Here is a 19,698-nt window from a genome sequence, read left to right as displayed (position 1 = left end):
AGCCGGTCAGTTCCAGATGAAGCCGATTTTCTTCAGCTGCTTGTGGTCGAAATTTTCCATGCCTTCGCAGAAATCGACACCGCCGTGATGGCGGTAGAACCGGCCGGCGCTCTCGTTTTCCTCGAGGCACCAGACGACCAGCCCGTTGCAGCCGAGCGACTTCAGCAGCCGGCGCGCCTCGCCGAACAGCATTCGGCCGAGGCCGATGCCCTGATATTCCGGCCGAAGATAGAGCTCGTAGATTTCGCCTTCCTGCGGCAAAGCGCGGGCGCGGTTGAGACCGAGCGTCGCGTAGCCGGCAACCGTTCCCGCGACATCGAGAACCAGGAGCGTCGCCGGTCCACGCGTCGCCTTGCGCCACCAGTTTTCACCGCGGCGTTCGATCATTTGCGTCAGCGCCCGATGCGGGATAATGCCTGCGTATGTGTGCTGCCAGGCAAGCCTGTGCGTTTCCGATATGGCTCGGGCATCGTGTGGTTCGGCCCGCCGAACATCGATCGACAACGTCTTCATAACGTTTACTCTGGTCCCGCCGAAGGCAATTAACCATATGCAGCCAGCGCATCGTGATCGATTGCCCACAGACTTGATATGTGGACGACAGATAAAATTTAACGCTTTTTTAACGATTGTCACAAGTCGGAATCAGCGCGGCGCACAATAAAAAACCCCGGCACGAAGGCCGGGGTTTCAAAGGGTGCTTTGAAGCTCTCAGAGAGCCGCTTTCGACTTCTCGAAACGCTTGCGATCGTTTGCGTCGAGATACATCTTGCGCAGGCGAATATTCTTCGGCGTCACTTCCATCAGCTCGTCTTCCTGGATCCAGGAAAGCGCACGATCGAGCGTCATGCGGATCGGCGGCGTCAGCTTGACGGCTTCGTCCTTGCCGGCGGCGCGGATATTGGTCAGCTGCTTGCCCTTCAGGACATTCACTTCAAGGTCGTTGTCGCGCGTATGGATGCCGATGATCATGCCGGCATAGACCTTTTCACCCGGCTCGATGATCATCGGGCCGCGGTCTTCCAGGTTGAACATCGCATATGCGACGGCTTCGCCGGGAGCATTGGCGAGCAGCACGCCGTTGACGCGGCCACCGATCACGCCCTTGTAGGGCTGGTAGTCGTGGAACAGGCGGTTCATGATCGCCGTGCCGCGCGTATCCGTCAGCAGTTCCGACTGGTAGCCGATCAGGCCGCGGGTCGGTGCGTAGAAACGCAGGCGGAGGCGATTGCCGCCCGACGGACGCAGCTCGACCATTTCGGCCTTGCGCTCGGACATCTTCTGGACGACGACACCGGAATGTTCTTCATCGACGTCGACGACGACTTCTTCGATCGGCTCCAGAAGCTGTCCGCTTTCATCCTTGTGCATGACGACGCGCGGTCGCGACACGGCAAGCTCGAAGCCTTCGCGACGCATTGTTTCGATGAGAACGGCGAGCTGAAGTTCGCCGCGGCCGGACACGTAGAACGAATCCTTGCCTTCGGCTTCTTCGATCTTCAGGGCGACGTTGCCTTCGGCTTCCTTGAAGAGACGGTCGCGGATGACGCGTGAGGTCACCTTGTCGCCTTCGGTGCCCGCCAGCGGGCTGTCGTTGACGATGAAGGACATGGTGACCGTCGGTGGGTCGATCGGCTGGGCCTTCATGGCTTCCGAGACGGCCGGGTCGCAGAACGTATCGGCGACAGTACCCTTGGAGAGGCCGGCGATCGCGACGATGTCGCCCGCATGGGCTTCGTCGATTGCCGTGCGCTCGATGCCGCGGAAGGCGAGGATCTTGGAGATGCGGCCGGTTTCGATCAGCTTGCCGTCCTGGCCGAGAACCTTGACGGCTTGGTTCGGCTTGATCGAGCCCGATGCGATGCGGCCGGTGATGATACGGCCGAGGAAGGGGTTGGCTTCGAGGATCGTGCCGATCATCCGGAACGGGCCTTCTTCGACCGTCGGCTCCGGAACATGCTTGAGCACCAGGTCGAGAAGCGGTGCAAGGCCCTCATCCTTCGGCCCTTCCGGATTGACGTTCATCCAGCCGTCGCGGCCCGAACCGTAGAGGATCGGAAAGTCGAGCTGCTCGTCGGTCGCGTCGAGATTGGCGAAAAGATCGAAGACTTCGTTGATGACTTCTTCGTGGCGGCCGTCCGGACGGTCGATCTTGTTGATCGCGACGATCGGGCGAAGGCCGACCTTCAGCGCCTTGCCGACGACAAACTTGGTCTGCGGCATCGGGCCTTCGGACGCATCGACGAGAACGATCGCGCCGTCCACCATCGAGAGAATGCGCTCGACCTCACCGCCGAAGTCGGCGTGGCCGGGCGTATCGACGATGTTGATACGCACACCTTTCCACTCGACCGAGGTTGCCTTGGCGAGAATGGTGATGCCGCGTTCTTTTTCGAGATCGTTCGAGTCCATCACGCGTTCAGCGACACGCTGATTTTCGCGGAACGAGCCGGACTGCTTGAGAAGCTCATCCACCAGGGTCGTCTTGCCATGGTCAACGTGCGCGATGATCGCGATATTGCGAAGTGCCATATGTGAAATCTCTGAGGCTGCGGCGCACGCTCTTGAGGACGCGCCTATTGGTTTGGGGCGTCCATACAGTTTTTTTGCGTTTGCGAAAGAGGGGAACGCGCAAAAGCTGCGGCATGGCTGCCGCCATGCCGCATCGAAGCGTGTCATCAAATTGTCTTAGGCGTCGCTGCCTGTCAATTCCTCGAAGGTCGAAAGTCCCTTTTTGACCAGCATCGCATCCGGGCTCGGCAGCTTGCCGCGGAAAGCCTTGTAGGCGTCCTCCGGATCGACCGAGCCGCCGACGGAATAGATGTTTTCCTTGAGCTTGCGCGCCATCTCGCCGTTGAAGGCGTCGCCCGTCTCCTCGAAGGCGGCAAAGGCGTCGGCGTCGAGCACCTCCGACCACATGTAGGAGTAATAGCCGGCCGAATAACCGCCGGAGAAGATATGCTGGAAGTGCGGCGTCGCGTGGCGCATGACGATCGACTTCGGCATGCCGATCTCGGCCAGCACCTCGGCCTGCACCGCCATCGGGTCGGCGACCGCCTCTCGCGTGTGAAAGGCCATATCAACAAGCGCCGACGAGGTGAACTCGACGGTGTTGAAGCCGGCATTGAAAGTGCGCGCGGCCAACACCTTGTCGAGCAGCGCCTGCGGCATCGGCTCGCCGGTTTCGACATGCACGGCATAACGCTTCAAAATAGCGGGCACTGTCAGCCAGTGCTCGTAGAGCTGTGAGGGAAGCTCGACGAAATCGCGCGAAACGCCGGTGCCGGAGACCGAGGGGTAGGTGACATTCGACAGCATGCCGTGCAGCGCGTGGCCGAATTCGTGGAACAGCGTGCGCGCATCGTCGAGCGACAGCAGCGCCGGTTTGCCCTCGGCCGGCTTGGCGAAGTTGCAGACATTGTAGATGATTGGCAGCTCGCCGTGGCGGCCATTCTTCAGTTCGAGCCTGTGCTGCGATTGCAGCGAGCTCATCCAAGCGCCCGATCGTTTCGAGCCGCGGGCGAAATAATCGCCGAGGAAGAGGGCGACCAGCCGGTCTTCGCGGTCCCGGATCTCAAACACCCTGACATCCGGGTGATAGGCGGCCACGCCCTTCTTCTCGACGGCGCGGATACCGAACAGCCGTTGGGCCACGTCGAAGCAGGCCTCGATGATCTTCTCGAGTTGCAGATAGGGCTTGAGCTCGGCTTCGGAAAAATCGAATTTCCGCGCCCTGATCTTTTCGGCGTAATGGCGCCAGTCCCAGGGCATCACCTCGTGGTTACGCCCCTCCTCGGCGATCAGCGCCGCGATATCGGCCTCCTCCTCGCCGGCACGTTTCACCGCCCGCGCCCAGACGGCTTTGAGCAGGTCGTTCACCGCCTCCGCCGTCTTTGCCATCGTGTTGTCGAGCTTCAGCTCGGCGAAATTGCCGTAACCGAGCAGGCTCGCCACCCGATGGCGCAGCGCCAGCGTTTCCTTGATGACGCCGCGATTGTCCGTTTCGCCGTCATTTTCGCCGCGCGCCACCCAAGCCTTGAAAGCCTGCTCGCGCAGATCGCGGCGCTCCGAAAAGGTGAGGAACGGCTCGATGATCGAGCGCGACAGCGTCACCGCATATTTGCCCTCGTCGCCGCGTTCGCGCGCCGCCGCGGCCATCGCGTCGCGCAGAAATGCCGGCAGCCCGTCGAGTTCGGCCCCATCGGAAAGCACCAAGGCCCAGGCCTTCTCATCGGCAAGCACGTTCTGGCCGAATTGCGTGCCGAGACCGGCAAGCTTTTCATTCATCTCGGCGAGTTTCTCCTGCTCGGCCTTCTCGAGCTTGGCGCCCGATTTGACGAAGCCTTTCCAGTGGCGCTCCAGCACGCGTGTCTGTTCGAGCGTCAGGCCGAGGCTTTCGCGTTTTTCCCAGAGCGTGTCGATGCGGGCAAAGAGCGCGGCATTCATGCCGATCTTCGAATAGTGGCGCGACATCTTCGGCGAGATCTCCCGCTCCAGCGCCTGGATCACATCATTGGTATGCGCGCCCGCCTTGTTCCAGAACAGCGCCGAAACGCGCGACAGTGCATCGCCGGCGATCTCCAGCGCCGTGACCGTATTGTCGAATGTCGGCGCCTCGGCATTTTCGGCGATCTCGTCGATCTCCCGTTCATGGGCGGCAAGCGCCGCTTCGAAGGCGGCGGCGAAATCGCCGTCATCGACAGCATCGAAACGCGGCAGGCCGTGAAGGCCGTCCCAAGTCACCAGCGCCGGATTGAAATCATGGGGAGAAGGCATCGGAGAATTCCTTTTTGGCATGCACGGGTTCGTCAATATAGGAGAGCTGTCGTAGAATTGGTATGCGGCAAGGACCTTTTGCCTCGCCTGCAAAATCTGGTGGACAAAAATTGACGCGCGAAAATTAACCATTCTTTAACGATTGACGCGAATCACGGGCGGGCGCTAGTTTTCCCATGTTTCTTCCTGCACGGGGACATGCGCCATGGAAATTTTTTCTGTGCGGTCTTCTCAGAGTTTGCTATTTAAAAACAACCCTAATAACGCAAAAAGTTCGAAGACCTCTGATATTGAATTCGAGACCCGAGCTCCCGCCCCGGCCCCGTTCCAGATCGACGACAATAGTGATGAAAGTCCGGATTTCACTGCGGTCAGCCCTGGTGAACTGCGCAACTACGCGCGTCAGAGTTTCGACAGCGGCGTGATCGATCAGAACACCTACGCTGCGATCTCCGAGCCTCTGCCGATGCACGCGATCGATCCGCTCGGCAACGTCATCGACCTCTCCAGCGTCACCGACGGCACGAGCTTCAACTTTCTCGATTATTACAAAAGTCAGTTGCAGATCGCCACATCGATCGGCGATCCCGATGAAGTCCAGACGCTGAAATCGATCGTCGATTTCCTGGATAGTTGAATCAGGCCTTGCGCCAGCCGATGAGGCCGGGCGTTGCGTGCCAGAGTGCCTGTGCGGCAAACCCCATGAAGAGGACGCCGGAGCAGCGCACGATCAGCCGCTCATGGGCGCGATAGAAGCGGCGAACCGCGCCGGCGCCGATGATGCCGATCAGGATGATGTCGGCCGTCACGAAACCGACGAAGGACACGCAGAGAAGCATCGGCAAGGCCTCGAAATCAAGCGCCCCGGCCGAGCCCGCGACCAGTGCGGTGAAGGTGGCGAGCGCCACGGGATAGCCCTTTGGATTGGTGACGCCGAAGATCAGCCCGCGGCGAAACGGCCGCTCGACCACCACCAGAGCCTGTCCCTCGGCTTTCGGCTTGGCATTGACGGCGCTCCAGCCGATCCAGGCAAGGTAGAAGCCGCAGGCAAGGCCGAGCAGGTCGAAGACGAAGGTTCCGATGGTCTTGGCGCCGACGATCGCGATCAGCGCCAGTGACGACCAGATGAGATCCCCGACCAGATGCCCCATCATGAAAAAAGCGCCGGCCTTGCGGCCCTGCCCGGCACCGATGCCGAGCAGCTGCAGAAAGGCCGGTCCCGGAATGAGCACGTAGAAGAGCGCCGCCAGGAAGGCGCCGAAGACCAGGGACTGAGTCATGGAGATGCTCCGGAGGATGACCGCGGCAGAGTAAGCCATCCCGGGTATCCGTCAAGGGCGGTTAAATGGCGATGTAAAGCGGCATGGATGAGCATCGAGAGGGTGGTTCTCATTTTCGCTGGGTACCGGCCTGGGCTTTCGGCAAGTAAATTTCGCCCATTCGATCAAGGCTTTCCCTTGATTGCCAACCGACTGCCGGCATCACCGAGGTCGAAGGCTAAAGTGACGCAACTTCAAGAGGGTGAACATGATGGACAGACTCTTCTATATCGGCGTGTCAGCCGCTCTGTTTGCGGCCTTTGCCTTTTCGCTCAACTTTGTTGTTCCCTTCATCATCGGTGATTATTCCACCTTTGATTTCGCCCTCATCCGTCATGTTGTCTCGGGTCTGGTCGGGCTATACATTCTGTTTTCGGAAAAGCGCGTCGTGCGCCATCTCACACTTCGGAACTGTTTACAGGCCATCTGGCTCGCCTTCATCGGATATGTCGGTTACTTCCTGACGGTGACGGGAGCAGCCGTCTTTGCCGGCCCCGTGATCGCTCCGGCCTTTCTCGGTCTGGTGCCGATCGTGTTGATGGTCATTGGCAATCGACGTCAGGGATCATTGCCGTGGCGGTCCCTCATGGCGCCTTTGGCGCTTGTGCTGGCCGGCCTTATCCTCGTCAACGGCACGGCATTCACGGCTCAGGGATTGAACTCCGTCGAATCCTTGTGGGTTGGCGTGCCGCTGGCGCTCGCTGCCGTGGGACTTTGGGTCTGGTTCGCTCTCACCAATCAGGCTGCACTCGCCGCTCGCCCGGAAATGCCCTCCGGTGTGTGGTCGGCCCTGATATTGGTCGGAGGTGGCGTCTTGATGCTGGCCTTCTATCCCGTCGGTGCCGCAATGGACCTCTTCCAGCTTCCAGCACTGGGATTCGGCTGGAGTGCCGCCGGCAACTTGTATGTTTGGGGTGCGTCTTTCGCGCTGCTGGCAACCGCAGGCGGCGTCTGGGCCTGGAACATTGCCTGACGCAGCCTGCCCGTTGCCCTGGCTGCGCAGCTGATCGTTTCGGAAACAGCCTTCGGTGTCATCGGCGGACTTATCGTGCACGCTCGTTGGCCAACACCGATCGAAGTCGCTGGGGTGGTAGTCCTGATCGCTGGCGTTGTTCTGTCAGTACGAATTTTCTATGCTCGCCTATTTGCCCCGGTAAGGACATTGCTTGCGCAGGAGTGATCTCTGGACGCTGGCCACTCAAATTCTTCGATCGAACACAGCGACCGGCGTCTTCAGCCGATAGAGCGTCGTCGGTCGCCGGGCCCGCTCGGTCTGTCGTTTTTCGCCCTCGACCACTTCGAGCAGATCAAGATCGTTGACCTTGCGGCGAAAGGCGCTTTGGTCCAGCCGCTCGCCCATCACCGTCTCATAGATTGCCTGCAGTTCCGACATCGTGAAGACCTCGGGAAGCAGCCTTGCCGGAATGGTCGAGTAGGCGCCCTTGCCGCGCAGCCGCGCCAGCGCGGCGATGACGATCTCCTGATGGTCGAAGGGCAGTTCGCCTGCGGTCTCGACCGGCCGCAATTCCAGGGGGCTGGCGGCACCCTCCAACGCTCCCTGCGGGACCAGCGCAAAATAGGCGATCGATACCGACCAGTCGCGAGGATCTCGCCGCGCCGAAGCGAAGGTCGCCAGCTGTTCGAAGAAAATGCCCTCAAGCCCTGCCTTGGCCTTGAGGATGCGCCGCACCGCCGACTCCGCATCGGCGTCCTCGTCAACGTGCAGATAGCCGCCGATCAGCGCCGGAACGCCGGCAAAGGGCTCGGCGGGCCGCGGCAGCAAGGCCACGCATAATCGTCCTTGGTGCAGCGTCAGCAAGACGATGTCGACCGTCACGATCGGCCGCGCGAATTCAGCTTCTGCCATTGGCATCTTTCTGGTGAGCGTTCCGGGCTTTCATAACGGCCAATCATAAAAATAACAATTTGCAAATAGCAATTTGCAAAATGCAATTTGCAAGTCTATATGATTGCTAACGAGGGCAGCGGGCAGAACCTGCAAGCCTGATCGCCAAGGCAACAGCAAAGGAGTGATGCCATGGGTATGGGACGTTTCAGCACAGCCGACTGGGCGGCCTACAACGCACGCCATGTGGATGGCCGCAGCCGATCCGAAGTATTCGGCGCCACCGGCATCGACCCCCGGTTCGATCCGGCGCGCTTTCCCACCCGCGAGAGCCGCGACAGCGGCTACAATCCGCAGTCGACTCCGATTATTCTCGCCTCGGATGTGACCGGCTCGATGGGCATGATCGCCCACGAGCTCATGCGCGGCGGGCTCATCACACTGACATCGGAGATCTATGACCGCCGGCCGGTATCCGATCCGCATATCATGGTGGCGGCGATCGGAGATGCGTATACCGATACCGCACCGCTGCAGGCCACCCAGTTCGAGGCCGACATCTCGCTTGCCAGCCAGATCCGCGCCCTGTGGCTCGAAGGCAATGGCGGCGGCAATGACGGCGAGAGCTACAGCGCCGCCCACCTTCTGGCAGCCCTCAAAACCTCGACCGATGCCTTCGAGAGGCGCGGCCGCAAAGGCTATCTTTTCACCATTGGCGACGAGCCGGTTCACAATGGCCTGACTGCCGACCAGATCGCTCGCATCTTCGGCATCGAACCGCCGCGCGGTCTGAGCGCCCGAGAATGCCTGGCGATGGCGCAGAGAGCCTATGAGGTCTTCCACATCGTCATCCGCGAGGGTTACGCAGCCGCGCGGCTCGATCGGGTGCTGGCGAGCTGGCAGCCCTTGCTGCCAGGCCGGACCTTCGTGCTCGATGACCACAGGCGCATCGCCGAACTGGTGGTGTCGATCATCGAGATCACCGAGGGCCGGGATGCCGGCGAGGTGGCCGCCAGCTGGCCGGGTGCGGCTGCCGCAGTCGTCGCCAAGGCCATCGGCGAACGCCCGAAGCGGCGCCTATTGCCGTTCTTCTAAGCCGGGAAAGTGCGAGACGCTTTCCGGGGGATTAAAAACAAAAGGTTGGAGCGGTTCTGAGCACCCACAAAAAGCTGAACCGCTCCGGCCCCAAATCGTAGAGAACAAAAGCCCGGCGCGCTCCGGGAACCATTTTGAGGAGCAGAAGATGAGCACTCGAGCACAGGCCGTGATCGGCGCGCTTTATGGCGACGAAGGCAAGGGGCTGATGGTCGATCGCCTTGCCGCGGCCACGCCGAGGGCCGTGGTAGTTCGCAGCAATGGCGGCGCTCAGGCCGGCCACACCGTGGTCGATCCCGCTGGCCGCCGCCATGTCTTCCATCACATCGGCTCGGGCAGCTTTGCCGGGGCCGCCACGCATTTCAGCCGCTTTTTCGTCGCCCATCCGATGCTGCTGCTCGGCGAGCTGGCGGATCTCAGCCAGCTCGGGGCGAGGCCTGAGATCAGCAGCGACCCGCGGGCACCGATCACCACGCCCTTCGACGTCATCATCAACCAGGCCTTGGAGCTGGCGCGCGGCACTGCCCGTCACGGCAGCTGCGGCCTCGGCTTCGGCGAGACCATCGAGCGCAATCTGCACCCGGATTTCGCCCTCTCGACCAAGGATCTGTTCCGCCCCGATCTGCACGCCCGCCTTGTTTCGATCCGCGATGCCTGGGTGCCTATCCGGCTGGCCGCGCTCGGCATCACCGCCCTGCCCGCAGAACTGGCCGCCGCGCTGCCCGACGACACCACCATCGCCCGCTTCGAGGCCGATTGCGCCGCCTATCTCGACTGCGTCACGCTCTGGCCCGACCGACGGCTGTGCGAACGCGGTGCCGTCATTTTCGAGGCGGCGCAGGGCCTCGGGCTCGATCAGGATTGTGGCGCCTTCCCCCACGTCACCCGCTCGAATACCGGGCTCGCCAATATGCTCGCTATTGCAGCCGAAGCCGGCATCACCGAACTCGAAGCAACATATGCGACACGCTGCTACACCACCCGGCACGGCGCAGGCCCCCTCAAGGGGGAAACTCCGACACTTCCCGGCGTCAATGTCGTCGACCCCACCAACGCGCCGAACGAGTGGCAAGGGTGCCTGAGGCTCGCCCCGCTTGATCTCGGCCTGTTGCGTGAGGCCATAACCCGCGATCTGACGGTGGACCGCAACGGTACCACGGTTAGAGCCGGACTGACGGTGACCTGCCTCGATCAGGCGGAGGACGGGTTTGCCGTGACGGATTGCGAAGAGCTGATACGGCTTGATCCTGCGAAAGCCGCGTCTGAGATAGCCGGTCTTGTCGGCCTGCCGCTCTGGGCCGAAAGCTGGGGACCGAGTCGCGGTGACGTCAGGCCGTGCTTGGATGCAGCTGCCGCGTGAATCACCGGCAATAAATAGAGCCCGCGCGGCAATGCCGGCGGGCTCCAACCAGTTCGAAAGCGAACCCGGGATTTACTTCGCGAGGTTGCGCTTCCCGAGCGTGCGCAGGCGCAACGCGTTGAGCTTGATGAAGCCGGCTGCGTCCTTCTGGTCGTAGGCGCCCTGATCGTCCTCGAAGGTGACGAGCTTGTCGGAATAGAGCGACTTTTCGCTTTCGCGGCCAATGACCATGACATTGCCTTTGTAGAGCTTCAGCGTCACTTCGCCTTCGACATGCTCCTGGCTCTTGTCGATCAGTGCCTGCAGCATCTCGCGCTCCGGCGAGAACCAGAAGCCGTAATAGATCAGCTCGGCGTAACGCGGCATGATCTCGTCCTTGAGATGCGCAGCCCCGCGATCGAGCGTGATCGATTCGATGGCGCGATGCGCCGAGAGCAGGATCGTGCCGCCGGGCGTTTCGTAAACGCCGCGCGACTTCATGCCGACGAAACGGTTCTCGACGAGGTCGAGACGGCCGATGCCGTTGTCGCGGCCGTAATTGTTGAGCGTTGCCAGCAGCGTCGCCGGCGACATCTCGACGCCGTTGATCGAGACGGCATCGCCCTTGCGGAAGCCGACCTTTATCACCGTCGCCTTGTCGGGCGCGGCCTCAGGCGAGATCGTGCGCATATGCACATATTCCGGCGCCTCCTGGGCGGGGTCCTCGAGAACCTTGCCCTCGGAAGAGGAATGCAGAAGGTTGGCGTCGACGGAGAATGGCGCCTCGCCCTTCTTGTCCTTGGCGACGGGGATCTGATGCTGTTCGGCGAAGGCGAGCAGGTCGGTGCGGCTCTTGAAGGACCAATCGCGCCACGGCGCGATGATCTTGATGTCGGGGTTCAGGGCATAGGCTGAGAGTTCGAAACGAACCTGGTCGTTGCCCTTGCCGGTGGCGCCGTGGGCGATCGCATCCGCACCCGTCTTGCGGGCGATATCGATCAGATGTTTGGAAATCAGCGGCCGGGCGATCGAGGTGCCGAGCAGGTAGACGCCTTCGTAAACGGCATTGGCACGGAACATCGGGAAGACGAAATCGCGCACGAATTCCTCGCGCACATCCTCGATGTAGATCTCCTTGATGCCGAGCATCTCGGCTTTCTTGCGCGCCGGCTCCAGCTCTTCGCCCTGGCCGAGATCGGCGGTGAAGGTGACGACTTCGGCGCCGAGTTCCGTCTGCAGCCACTTCAGGATGATCGAGGTGTCGAGGCCGCCGGAATAGGCGAGAACGACTTTCTTCACGTCTTTGTATGATGCCATGATGATGAGGTCCGTTGCATAAAAAGGCCGGCGAAAACCCGGTGTCGCGGCACTTTTAGCGAGATTGGCGCGTGACGCAAGGGCAAGTGCCAAGCCGCCGGCGCGATAGCGTTGACAGCGCCAAAGCGGAGCCCATATTCGCCAACGTCCGAGCAATGATCGAGGAGGGGCTCCCCGTGACCAATATTCAAGACATTTTCAAGAAATCCAATGTTGCCGTCGTCACCGGCGGGGCGTCCGGCATCGGCCTGGCGGCGGCGAAATATTTCGCCGGGCGCGGCATGAGCGTCGCCATCGCCGATCTCGGCGGCGATCGGCTGGCCGAGGCCGCCGACCAACTCAAGGCCATTGCCGGCGAGGAAAATGTGATGGCGGTCGAAACCGACGTCGCATCCAGGGACTCGCTGGAGGCGCTCGAACGTGCCGTGCTCCAGCGTTTCGGCCGCGTGCACGTGCTGATGAACAATGCCGGCATCGGCCCGGAAACCTCGATCTTCAGCCCACAGGCCAACTGGGACCATATCTTCGCCGTCAACCTGATGGGCGTCATCAACGGCACGCGCACCTTCGGCCCGAAGATGCTGTCGCACGGCGAGCCCGGCCTGATCATCAACACCGGTTCGAAACAGGGCATCACCACGCCGCCCGGCAATCCCGCCTACAATATCTCCAAATCGGGCGTGAAGGTCTTTACCGAAGCGCTGGAGCATGAGCTTCGCAACATCGACGGCGGCAAGATCTCCGCCCATCTTCTGATCCCCGGCTTCGTCTTCACCGGCCTCACCAAGGGCGACCGCGCGGAAAAACCGGCCGGCGCCTGGACACCGGAGCAGACCGTCGACTTCATGGTCGAAAGCCTCGAGCGCGGCGATTTCTATATCCTCTGCCCCGACAACGATGTGGCCCGGCCGGTCGACGAACGCCGAATGGCCTGGGCGGCCGGCGACATCATCGAGAATCGCCCGCCGCTGTCGCGCTGGCACAAGGACTATGCCGATAAGTTCAAGGCCTTCCTCGAACAGAAGTGATCGGCGGCACTGCATATCATCAGGACGTGTGCAGCGGTTCCGGGAGAACGATATGCACAAAACAAACAGCGAGTGCGCGTCGCATGAATCAAGCTTCATGCGACGCGCATGAGAAGGTTTGATTGGTAATTTTCCGAAAGCCGGATAAGAGATCGTCAGGTCTTTCCGGCTTTCGGAGTGTGCCATGGATTTCCTGCCCAGCCTGCCGACGCTGCTCGGCTTTGCCGCCGCGACGCTGCTGCTCGCGGCGACCCCGGCCCCGACATGACGCTGTCGATCAGTCGCGCGCTCGCCCAGGGCAAGTATGCAGCACTCTTCGTCGTGGTCGGCACCAGTCTCGGCATCGTCGTTCACACCATGCTGGTCGCCTTCGGCATTTCGGCGCTGATCACTGCCTCGCCGAGCGCCTTCCTGATCCTGAAAACCGGCGGCGCCGGCTATCTGCTCTGGCTGGCGGTGCAGGCGATCCGCTTCGGCTCGAAGCTCACCGTCGCCAAGGTCGAGGAACAGAAGGGCACAGTGCTTTCGAACATCTCGTCTGGCTTCTGGGTCAATCTTCTGAACCCCAAGGTCATTATTTTCTTCATGACCTTCCTGCCGCAATTCGTCAGCGCCGGCGATCCCGCCGTCACGCAGAAGCTGCTGTTCCTCGGGCTTTGCTTCATTCTGATCGGCATGCCCGTCAATGCCAGCGTGATCTTCGCCGCCGACTGGCTGGCTTCCTGGCTGCAGAACAACAGAAAGGTGCTGCGCGGCATGGACTATACCTTCGCCGGCGTCTTCTCGATCTTCGCCGCGAAAATCCTGCTCACGCAGGCCAGATGATCAGCACCATGTCAGGCCAATTAGCCGATCAGCACGCTGTCAGCGCTAGCCGATCAGCAAAGCATCGTCGTCGAGCGTCTGGCCGCGCATCTTGCGGAACATCGCGATCAGATCCTCGACCTGCAGGTTCTTTCTGTTGTCGCCCGCGACATCGAGAACGATCTCGCCGCCATGCAGCATGATCGTGCGATGGCCATAGTCCAGCGCCTGGCGCATCGAATGCGTCACCATCATCGTCGTCAGCTTGCGCTCGGCCACGATCTTCTGCGTCAGGTTCATCACGAATTCCGCCATCCCAGGGTCGAGTGCGGCCGTATGTTCGTCGAGCAGCAGCACTTCCGAGCCGGCAAGTGTGGCCATGACGAGCGAAACCGCCTGACGCTGCCCGCCGGATAGCAGATCCATGCGGTCCTTCAGCCGGTTTTCCAGCCCGAGATTGAGTTCGGCGATCCGCTCGCGGAAATAGTCGCGCCTGCTGCCCCCGAGCGCCGGCGCAAGTCCGCGCTTCTCGCCGCGGCGGGCGGCCAGAGCAAGATTTTCCTCGATCGACAGCGAACCGCAGCTTCCCGTCAGCGGATCTTGGAAGACCCGCGCGACGAGACCGGCGCGTGATGCCGTCGACTTGCGCGTCACCTCGTTCTTGCCGATCAGCACCTGCCCCTCGCTCGGCAGGACATCGCCGGCGAGCACGCCGAGCAGCGTCGATTTGCCGGCGCCGTTGGAGCCGATGACGGTAACGAAGGAGCCCTGCTCGATGGTCAGGCTGACACCGTTCAGCGCCTGCTTCTGCAGCGGCGTACCGCGCCCGAAAACGACCTTGATGTCCTTGACGCTGATCATGATGCAGCACCTCCGCGAAGACGGGGAAGGATGAGCGCCACGGTGACCAGCACTGCCGTCACGAAATTGAGGTCGGAGGCCTGCAGGCCGATGACGTCGCTGGACAGCGCCAGCTGGATCGCAATGCGATAGAGGATCGAGCCGAGCACGCAGCCGATCAACGCGATCAACAGGCCGCGGCGACCAAGCAGCGTCTCGCCGATGATGACGGCGGCCAGACCGACGACGATCGTGCCGACACCCGAGGTGACGTCGGCAAAGCCGTTGGTCTGGGCAAACAGCGCACCGCCGAACGCCACCAGCGCATTCGAGATCGCCATGCCGAGATAGATCTGCCGGCTGGTATCGACACCCTGCGCCCGGGCCATCCGCGCATTGGCGCCGGTCGCCCGCATGGCAAGCCCGGCATCGCTTTCCAGGAAGCGCCAGACCAGGACGAGGGCGACGATCACGAGAACGACGACGAAGAGCGGCCGCACGTAGAAATCGCGCAGGCCATGGCCGAAGAACGGGCTGATCATCGTATCGGCATTGATGAGGGCGACGTTGGGTTTGCCCATCACGCGCAGATTGACGGAAAACAGCGCGATCATCGTCAGGATCGAGGCGAGCAGATTGAGGATCTTGAAGCGCACGTTGAGCAGCGCCGTCACCATGCCCGCGGCCGCACCCGCCGCCATCGCGACCACAGCCGCAAGCCAGGCATTGACGCCGGCAATGATCAGCACCGCGGTCACCGCTGCACCAAGCGGAAACGAGCCGTCGACAGTCAGATCGGGAAAGTCGAGAATGCGGAAGGCGAGATAGACGCCGAGAGCGACGAAGGAATAGACCAGACCGAGCTCGACGGCCCCCCAAAATGCGATTTGGCTCAAGGCTTTCAGCCCCTTTTGTTACCGTTCCGCCCGTCGCGAAACCGCAGCTTTTTAATACTTCAGCCGCCCCCGCGCAAACGGGAGCGGCTGAATGTGAATGGTCGATCGAACGACGGCCGATTATTCGATGACCTTGTTGGCGCGGGAAAGCACGCTCTCGGGCAGAGTGACGCCCATCTTGGCCGCCGCCGCCTTGTTGACGACGAGGTCGCTGCCGGCAGCGGTCTTGACCGCGATATCGCCCGGGTTTTCGCCCTTCAGCACCCGCACGACGATCTCGCCAGTCTGCTTCCCGACATCGTAATAGTTGAAGCCGAGGGCGGCGACCGAACCGCGCGAAACCGAATCCGTATCGGCGGTGAAGAGCGGCAGCTTGCTTTCTTCGGCAACCGCGACGGCGCCTTCGAGTGCGGAGATGATCGTGTTGTCGGTCGGGATGTAGATCGCATCGGCGCGGCCGACGAGGGCGCGGGCCGCGCCCTGGACCTCGGCCGACTTGGTGGCGGCTGATTCCACAACCTTCAGGCCCGCCTTTTCGGCTTCGGCCTTCAGCACGGCAAGCAGCGAAACGGAATTGGCCTCACCGGAATTGTAGAGATAGCCGATGGTTTTCACATCGGGCAGGATTTCCTTGATCAGCGCCAGATGCTCGGCGACCGGCGACATGTCGGAAAGGCCGGTGACGTTGCCGCCTGGTTTGTCCATGTTCTTGACGAGCTGAGCGCCGAGCGGGTCGGAGACCGCTGTGAAGACGACCGGAATGTCGCGCGTCGAGGAGACGACCGCCTGAGCAGAGGGCGTGGAGATCGGCACGATGACATTCGGCTCGTCGCCGGCAAACTGGCGGGCGATCTGAGCTGCCGTCGCCGGATTGCCCTGCGCCAACTCGAACACGAATTTCAGGTTCTCGCCCTCCTTATAGCCGGCGGCCGTCAGCGCATCGAGAACGCCCTTGCGGGCCGCATCCAGCGCCGGATGCTCGACGATTGCCGTCACGGCGACCGTGACGTTGTCAGCCTTTGCGGGCAGGGAAAGGGCCAAACTGGCGGCAAGAGCGAGCAGAATCGGGCGCATTTGTATCCTCCTGATTGATTTTGGCGGCACTATTAGGAAAAGCGCATGCTTAAATCAATGCAGGAGAATTGTAGCGAGGATCAAACTTGCTGATCAGTCGTCGGCGCCGTGATTGGCGATCATCATCGCCTCGAAGGCCAGGCGCTCGGTCTTGCGCATGCGTTCGGACTCCGATTTCAGCTGGCCGCAGGCGGCAAGAATGTCGCGCCCGCGCGGCGTGCGGATCGGCGAGGCGTAACCGGCCGAATTGATGAAATCGGCGAACTTCTCGATCTGCTCCCAGTCGGAACACTGATAATTGGTGCCGGGCCAGGGATTGAACGGAATGAGATTGATCTTCGCCGGCACGCCTTTCAGCAGCTTGATCAGCCCCTTGGCGTCTTCGAGGCTGTCGTTGACATCCTTCAGCATCACATATTCGAAGGTGATGCGCCGCGCATTGGAAAGGCCGGGATAGGCTTTGCACGCCTCGATCAGCTCCTTCAGCGGATACTTCTTGTTGATCGGCACGAGAATGTCGCGCAGGTCGTCGCGCACCGCATGCAGCGAGATCGCCAGCATGACGCCGATCTCCTCGCCGGTGCGGAAGATTTCCGGCACGACGCCGGAGGTTGAAAGCGTCACGCGACGCCTGGAGAGCGACAGGCCGTCGCCATCCGTGGCGATCAGCAATGCCTGCTTGACGGCGTCAAAATTATAGAGCGGCTCGCCCATGCCCATCATCACGATATTGCTGACCTTGCGGCCCTCGGCAGGCATGATCGTGCCTTGCGGCGCTTCGCGATCGGGGAAGTCGCCAAGCCGGTCGCGGGCAAGCAGCAGCTGCGACAGAATTTCCTCCGCCGTCAGGTTGCGCACCAGGCGTTGCGTCCCGGTGTGACAGAAGGAGCAGGTGAGCGTGCAGCCGACCTGGCTGGAGATGCAGAGCGTGCCGCGGCCCTCTTCCGGAATATAGACGGCTTCGATTTCAACCGGGCGGCCGGCGCCGCGCGGGGAAAACGCAGCAGCCATTTGCGCGTGCCGTCGTTCGAGACTTGCTCTTCGACGATTTCGGGACGCGCGATGGTGAAATGCTGCTTCAGCATTTCGCGCATGTCCTTGGCGACGTTCGTCATATGGTCGAAATCGGAAACCCCGCGCACATAGATCCAGTTCCACAGCTGCGCGACGCGCATCTTGATCTGCTTCTCGGCCACGCCCTTTTCCCGAAGCGCCGCCCCCATCTCCTCACGTGAAAGCCCGATCAGGGACGGCTTTTCGACGCTGGCAGACGTGTGCGCCTGCGGCTTGGTGACAACGATCGCATCCGTGACGGACATAGTCTTTAGATCCCGAATTCAAACACGTAACCGCCCCGCAAGCCCGCGGACTTCAGGAGCAAACCGGAAGAGGTGAGGCGCATGACGGCACATTGGCAGAAAATGAATGGCGGAACGGCGACTGATATCGCGATCTGTCCGCTGTTGGCGCGCCCTTTAGCATCATTTTGTCCGCGCGTCACTATAGATGGAAAACAGCAAAGGCCGGCGCAAGGCCGGCCTCTTGAAACTCTGCGGCTGGAGACCGCTTACTTGCAGCTTTCAATCTGCTTCAGCGCAGCCGAGATGCCAGAAAGCGAATAGCTGTAGGAGGTGCCGGTGCCTTTGCGCGAGACGGCATTCACCGTCATCGAATGACCGGTCTTCATCGCGGCGACCAGGGCGGGCTCCTGCGCCGCATTCTCGACCCAGCCGGCCTTGTCCTTGGTGAACATCACGAAGGTCTTATTGTCGATGACGACATTGATCTTCGAATTTTCCTTCACCGTGTAACCCATCATCGCCTGCGGTTCGTAGGAGATGTTCTGGCCCGGACGCTGCGAGACGATGAAGAAGTTGTCGCCGTGGTCGACGCTTGCCGGCTGCTTTGCCGTCGGAACCGACAACACGTAGCAGACGGTGCTGGCGCCCGACTTGTAGGAGTAGGCGCCCCATGCCTGGAACTGCTGGATGCGGTTCGGCGCGGCCTGCTGCGCTGCCGCAACTCCGGCCATGGCAAGGGTGAGTGCGAGAGCGGATACGATACTTTTTACAAACATGGATTCCTGCCGGTTCTTGCGATTCAAGGCCCGAAGCGATCATAGCGGGCGCCGCATAATCACGATCTGCTTTATTTTGACTTAATTCAGGTTACCAAATGGTCAACAATAGCTGCGATTTGTATCTGCCTGTGTCATTTCAGCTCGGGTACCAATTTTCGCCCCTTTGACGGTATCGGCCGCGACACGGTGCCCCGATGGCACTGGCCGTCCGTTCGGCTGAATTTAAGACACAAAGATTCAGGCAAGAGTTTGACCTTTCCCAAATCCGTTGTACCTCAGTAAGACTTGGAAATCCGATACGAAATTATTGCCGCAGGGGGCTCGTGAGGGGACATGGATGCCGAGCAAAGACAGCGTTTCGCTGCCCTCGCGAAGGCCGTCGCCAGGGATCGCGACCAGCAGGCCTTTTCCATCCTGTTCGACTATTTCGCACCGCGGCTGAAAGCCTGGCTGATGCGCCAGAAGATGACATCAGCCGAGGCCGAGGAACTGGTCCAGGAGATCATGATCGTGCTTTGGCATAAGGCGGATCTCTACGATGCCACGCGATCTTCCCTTTCAACCTGGCTTTTCCGCATTGCTCGGAACCGCCGCATCGACGTACAGCGCCGCACCAATACCCGCATCTTCGACGAGACCGATCCGGCCCTGCAGCCGTCGGCCGAGATCGGCGCAGATGAAATCATCGACAATGATGATCGCGACGCCAGGATCCGCGCCGCCGTCGGCCAATTGCCGGAGGAGCAGCGCGACATGCTGCGTGCCGCCTTCTTCCTTGGTCAATCGCATTCGGAGATCGCCGAAGCGACCGGGCTGCCGCTCGGCACGGTGAAATCGCGTATCCGGCTCGCCTTCGGCAAGCTCCGCAAGGTGCTGGAGCGCGAAAACGCTTAAATAGTTTTCATCGTTTCCTCAGTCCGGTCGGCCAGAACGCGGTCGGCTGCCTCGTAGTGACCTGGGCGGATATGGCCGCGCACCATGGCGAAGGCGGCCGAGAGCACGGCGATGTCGTCGGAGAAGCCGATGACGGCGAAAACATCCGGGATCATGTCGACGGGCATGACGAAATAGGCGAGTGCTGCGAGCAGCACGCCGCGCACTTTCGTCGGCGTCTGCGGATCGAGCGCACAGTAAAACCCGGCAATGACATCGCGTGAGAACGGAATCTGCCGCACGGCGCGGCGGAAGGTCGGCCAGAATTTCTGCCTGACCGTCTTCTCCCGCCGGCTCTGGGTGTCCTCGTCGCCTGGCAACAGAATTTCCCCGAACTTGACCTCGTCCATC

Annotated in this window: 16 protein-coding genes and 3 pseudogenes; 7 read left to right on the top strand and 12 right to left on the bottom strand. The window is 61.3% G+C overall.

The genetic code is table 11. The annotated features are described in order from the left end of the window. Positions 1 to 6: 6 nt before the first annotated feature. From MF410_RS20550 to MF410_RS20540, 3 genes are all read right to left on the bottom strand, one after another. Positions 7 to 513 (bottom strand): GNAT family N-acetyltransferase, encoded by a 507-nt coding sequence (locus tag MF410_RS20550; RefSeq protein WP_097624929.1) that lies wholly within the window; start codon positions 511 to 513, stop codon positions 7 to 9. Between the two features lie 198 nt (positions 514 to 711). After that, positions 712 to 2,532, bottom strand: coding sequence for a translational GTPase TypA (gene typA / locus MF410_RS20545; RefSeq protein ID WP_097624930.1), 1,821 nt, complete (start codon positions 2,530 to 2,532; stop codon positions 712 to 714). Positions 2,533 to 2,688: 156 nt separating this feature from the next. Further along, positions 2,689 to 4,776: a M3 family metallopeptidase gene (locus tag MF410_RS20540; RefSeq protein WP_097624931.1), complete on the bottom strand. Its 2,088-nt coding sequence runs from the start codon at positions 4,774 to 4,776 to the stop codon at positions 2,689 to 2,691. Positions 4,777 to 4,981: 205 nt separating this feature from the next. On the opposite strand from MF410_RS20540, the gene MF410_RS20535 reads away from it, so the two are divergent. Next, the gene (locus tag MF410_RS20535) at positions 4,982 to 5,413 is read left to right on the top strand and encodes a hypothetical protein (RefSeq protein WP_097624932.1); all 432 of its coding nucleotides are present in this window, start codon (positions 4,982 to 4,984) and stop codon (positions 5,411 to 5,413) included. 1 nt (position 5,414) lies between these two features. On the opposite strand, the gene MF410_RS20530 is transcribed toward MF410_RS20535, so the two are convergent. Then, on the bottom strand, positions 5,415 to 6,056 hold the full coding sequence (locus MF410_RS20530) for a LysE family translocator (RefSeq protein ID WP_097624933.1): 642 nt from the start codon (positions 6,054 to 6,056) through the stop codon (positions 5,415 to 5,417). A gap of 250 nt (positions 6,057 to 6,306) precedes the next feature. Between MF410_RS20530 and MF410_RS20525 the strand changes: the two are divergent. After that, positions 6,307 to 7,275 (top strand): annotated as a pseudogene (locus MF410_RS20525) (DMT family transporter). A gap of 18 nt (positions 7,276 to 7,293) precedes the next feature. On the opposite strand, the gene MF410_RS20520 reads toward MF410_RS20525, so the two are convergent. After that, positions 7,294 to 7,962 carry an NUDIX hydrolase gene (locus MF410_RS20520; RefSeq protein ID WP_097624934.1) on the bottom strand — a complete coding sequence of 223 codons (669 nt, stop codon included), beginning with the start codon at positions 7,960 to 7,962 and terminating at the stop codon, positions 7,294 to 7,296. 171 nt (positions 7,963 to 8,133) lie between these two features. Here MF410_RS20520 and MF410_RS20515 point away from each other — a divergent pair, with 171 nt between their 5' ends. After that, positions 8,134 to 9,036: a hypothetical protein gene (locus MF410_RS20515; protein ID WP_097624935.1), complete on the top strand. Its 903-nt coding sequence runs from the start codon at positions 8,134 to 8,136 to the stop codon at positions 9,034 to 9,036. A gap of 148 nt (positions 9,037 to 9,184) precedes the next feature. Further along, on the top strand, positions 9,185 to 10,396 hold the full coding sequence (locus MF410_RS20510; RefSeq protein ID WP_097624936.1) for an adenylosuccinate synthetase: 1,212 nt from the start codon (positions 9,185 to 9,187) through the stop codon (positions 10,394 to 10,396). A 72-nt stretch (positions 10,397 to 10,468) separates the two neighbouring features. Here the strand turns inward: MF410_RS20510 and MF410_RS20505 are convergent, their stop codons facing one another. Next, the gene (locus MF410_RS20505) at positions 10,469 to 11,692 is read right to left on the bottom strand and encodes an argininosuccinate synthase (protein ID WP_097624937.1); all 1,224 of its coding nucleotides are present in this window, start codon (positions 11,690 to 11,692) and stop codon (positions 10,469 to 10,471) included. 176 nt (positions 11,693 to 11,868) lie between these two features. On the opposite strand from MF410_RS20505, the gene MF410_RS20500 reads away from it, so the two are divergent. Together MF410_RS20500 and MF410_RS20495 are read left to right on the top strand one after the other, a co-directional pair. Then, entirely contained in the window at positions 11,869 to 12,720 is an 852-nt protein-coding gene (locus MF410_RS20500; RefSeq protein WP_097625141.1) for an SDR family NAD(P)-dependent oxidoreductase, read from the top strand. 184 nt (positions 12,721 to 12,904) lie between these two features. Beyond that, positions 12,905 to 13,545 (top strand): annotated as a pseudogene (locus MF410_RS20495) (LysE family translocator). Positions 13,546 to 13,590: 45 nt separating this feature from the next. Here MF410_RS20495 and MF410_RS20490 read toward each other — a convergent pair. The 5 genes and pseudogenes from MF410_RS20490 to MF410_RS20470 all read right to left on the bottom strand — a co-directional run bounded on the left by MF410_RS20490 (position 13,591) and on the right by MF410_RS20470 (position 18,411). Then, positions 13,591 to 14,385 carry an ABC transporter ATP-binding protein gene (locus MF410_RS20490; protein WP_097624939.1) on the bottom strand — a complete coding sequence of 265 codons (795 nt, stop codon included), beginning with the start codon at positions 14,383 to 14,385 and terminating at the stop codon, positions 13,591 to 13,593. Beyond that, positions 14,382 to 15,260: an ABC transporter permease gene (locus tag MF410_RS20485; RefSeq protein ID WP_239620005.1), complete on the bottom strand. Its 879-nt coding sequence runs from the start codon at positions 15,258 to 15,260 to the stop codon at positions 14,382 to 14,384. Before MF410_RS20485 ends, MF410_RS20490 begins: the two co-directional genes overlap by 4 nt. A gap of 120 nt (positions 15,261 to 15,380) precedes the next feature. Next, entirely contained in the window at positions 15,381 to 16,334 is a 954-nt protein-coding gene (locus MF410_RS20480) for an ABC transporter substrate-binding protein (RefSeq protein WP_239620003.1), read from the bottom strand. 93 nt (positions 16,335 to 16,427) lie between these two features. Next, positions 16,428 to 17,653 (bottom strand): annotated as a pseudogene (gene rlmN, locus MF410_RS20475) (23S rRNA (adenine(2503)-C(2))-methyltransferase RlmN). A 248-nt stretch (positions 17,654 to 17,901) separates the two neighbouring features. Beyond that, entirely contained in the window at positions 17,902 to 18,411 is a 510-nt protein-coding gene (locus tag MF410_RS20470) for an invasion associated locus B family protein (protein ID WP_003589764.1), read from the bottom strand. 336 nt (positions 18,412 to 18,747) lie between these two features. Between MF410_RS20470 and MF410_RS20465 the strand changes: the two genes are divergently transcribed. Then, positions 18,748 to 19,308: a sigma-70 family RNA polymerase sigma factor gene (locus tag MF410_RS20465; RefSeq protein WP_097624942.1), complete on the top strand. Its 561-nt coding sequence runs from the start codon at positions 18,748 to 18,750 to the stop codon at positions 19,306 to 19,308. Here MF410_RS20465 and MF410_RS20460 read toward each other — a convergent pair. Beyond that, on the bottom strand, positions 19,305 to 19,697 hold the full coding sequence (locus MF410_RS20460; protein ID WP_097624943.1) for a YkvA family protein: 393 nt from the start codon (positions 19,695 to 19,697) through the stop codon (positions 19,305 to 19,307). The two genes, MF410_RS20465 and MF410_RS20460, sit on opposite strands and share 4 nt — an antisense overlap. Position 19,698: the final 1 nt, after the last annotated feature.

Source organism: Rhizobium sp. C104 (assembly GCF_022354505.1).
GTDB lineage: Bacteria > Pseudomonadota > Alphaproteobacteria > Rhizobiales > Rhizobiaceae > Rhizobium > Rhizobium redzepovicii.
This window is presented reverse-complemented; position numbering and strand designations above follow the sequence as displayed.

Coding starts and splice junctions, on each gene's coding strand:
- MF410_RS20530 (WP_097624933.1), bottom strand. CDS start 6,056: ATGACTCAGTCCCTGGTCTTCGGCGCCTTCCTGGCGGCGCTCTTCTAC.
- MF410_RS20550 (WP_097624929.1), bottom strand. CDS start 513: ATGAAGACGTTGTCGATCGATGTTCGGCGGGCCGAACCACACGATGCC.
- MF410_RS20480 (WP_239620003.1), bottom strand. CDS start 16,334: ATGCGCCCGATTCTGCTCGCTCTTGCCGCCAGTTTGGCCCTTTCCCTG.
- MF410_RS20460 (WP_097624943.1), bottom strand. CDS start 19,697: ATGGACGAGGTCAAGTTCGGGGAAATTCTGTTGCCAGGCGACGAGGAC.
- MF410_RS20465 (WP_097624942.1), top strand. CDS start 18,748: ATGGATGCCGAGCAAAGACAGCGTTTCGCTGCCCTCGCGAAGGCCGTC.
- MF410_RS20510 (WP_097624936.1), top strand. CDS start 9,185: ATGAGCACTCGAGCACAGGCCGTGATCGGCGCGCTTTATGGCGACGAA.
- MF410_RS20535 (WP_097624932.1), top strand. CDS start 4,982: ATGGAAATTTTTTCTGTGCGGTCTTCTCAGAGTTTGCTATTTAAAAAC.
- MF410_RS20515 (WP_097624935.1), top strand. CDS start 8,134: ATGGGTATGGGACGTTTCAGCACAGCCGACTGGGCGGCCTACAACGCA.
- MF410_RS20470 (WP_003589764.1), bottom strand. CDS start 18,411: ATGTTTGTAAAAAGTATCGTATCCGCTCTCGCACTCACCCTTGCCATG.
- typA (WP_097624930.1), bottom strand. CDS start 2,532: ATGGCACTTCGCAATATCGCGATCATCGCGCACGTTGACCATGGCAAG.
- MF410_RS20490 (WP_097624939.1), bottom strand. CDS start 14,385: ATGATCAGCGTCAAGGACATCAAGGTCGTTTTCGGGCGCGGTACGCCG.
- MF410_RS20520 (WP_097624934.1), bottom strand. CDS start 7,962: ATGGCAGAAGCTGAATTCGCGCGGCCGATCGTGACGGTCGACATCGTC.
- MF410_RS20540 (WP_097624931.1), bottom strand. CDS start 4,776: ATGCCTTCTCCCCATGATTTCAATCCGGCGCTGGTGACTTGGGACGGC.
- MF410_RS20505 (WP_097624937.1), bottom strand. CDS start 11,692: ATGGCATCATACAAAGACGTGAAGAAAGTCGTTCTCGCCTATTCCGGC.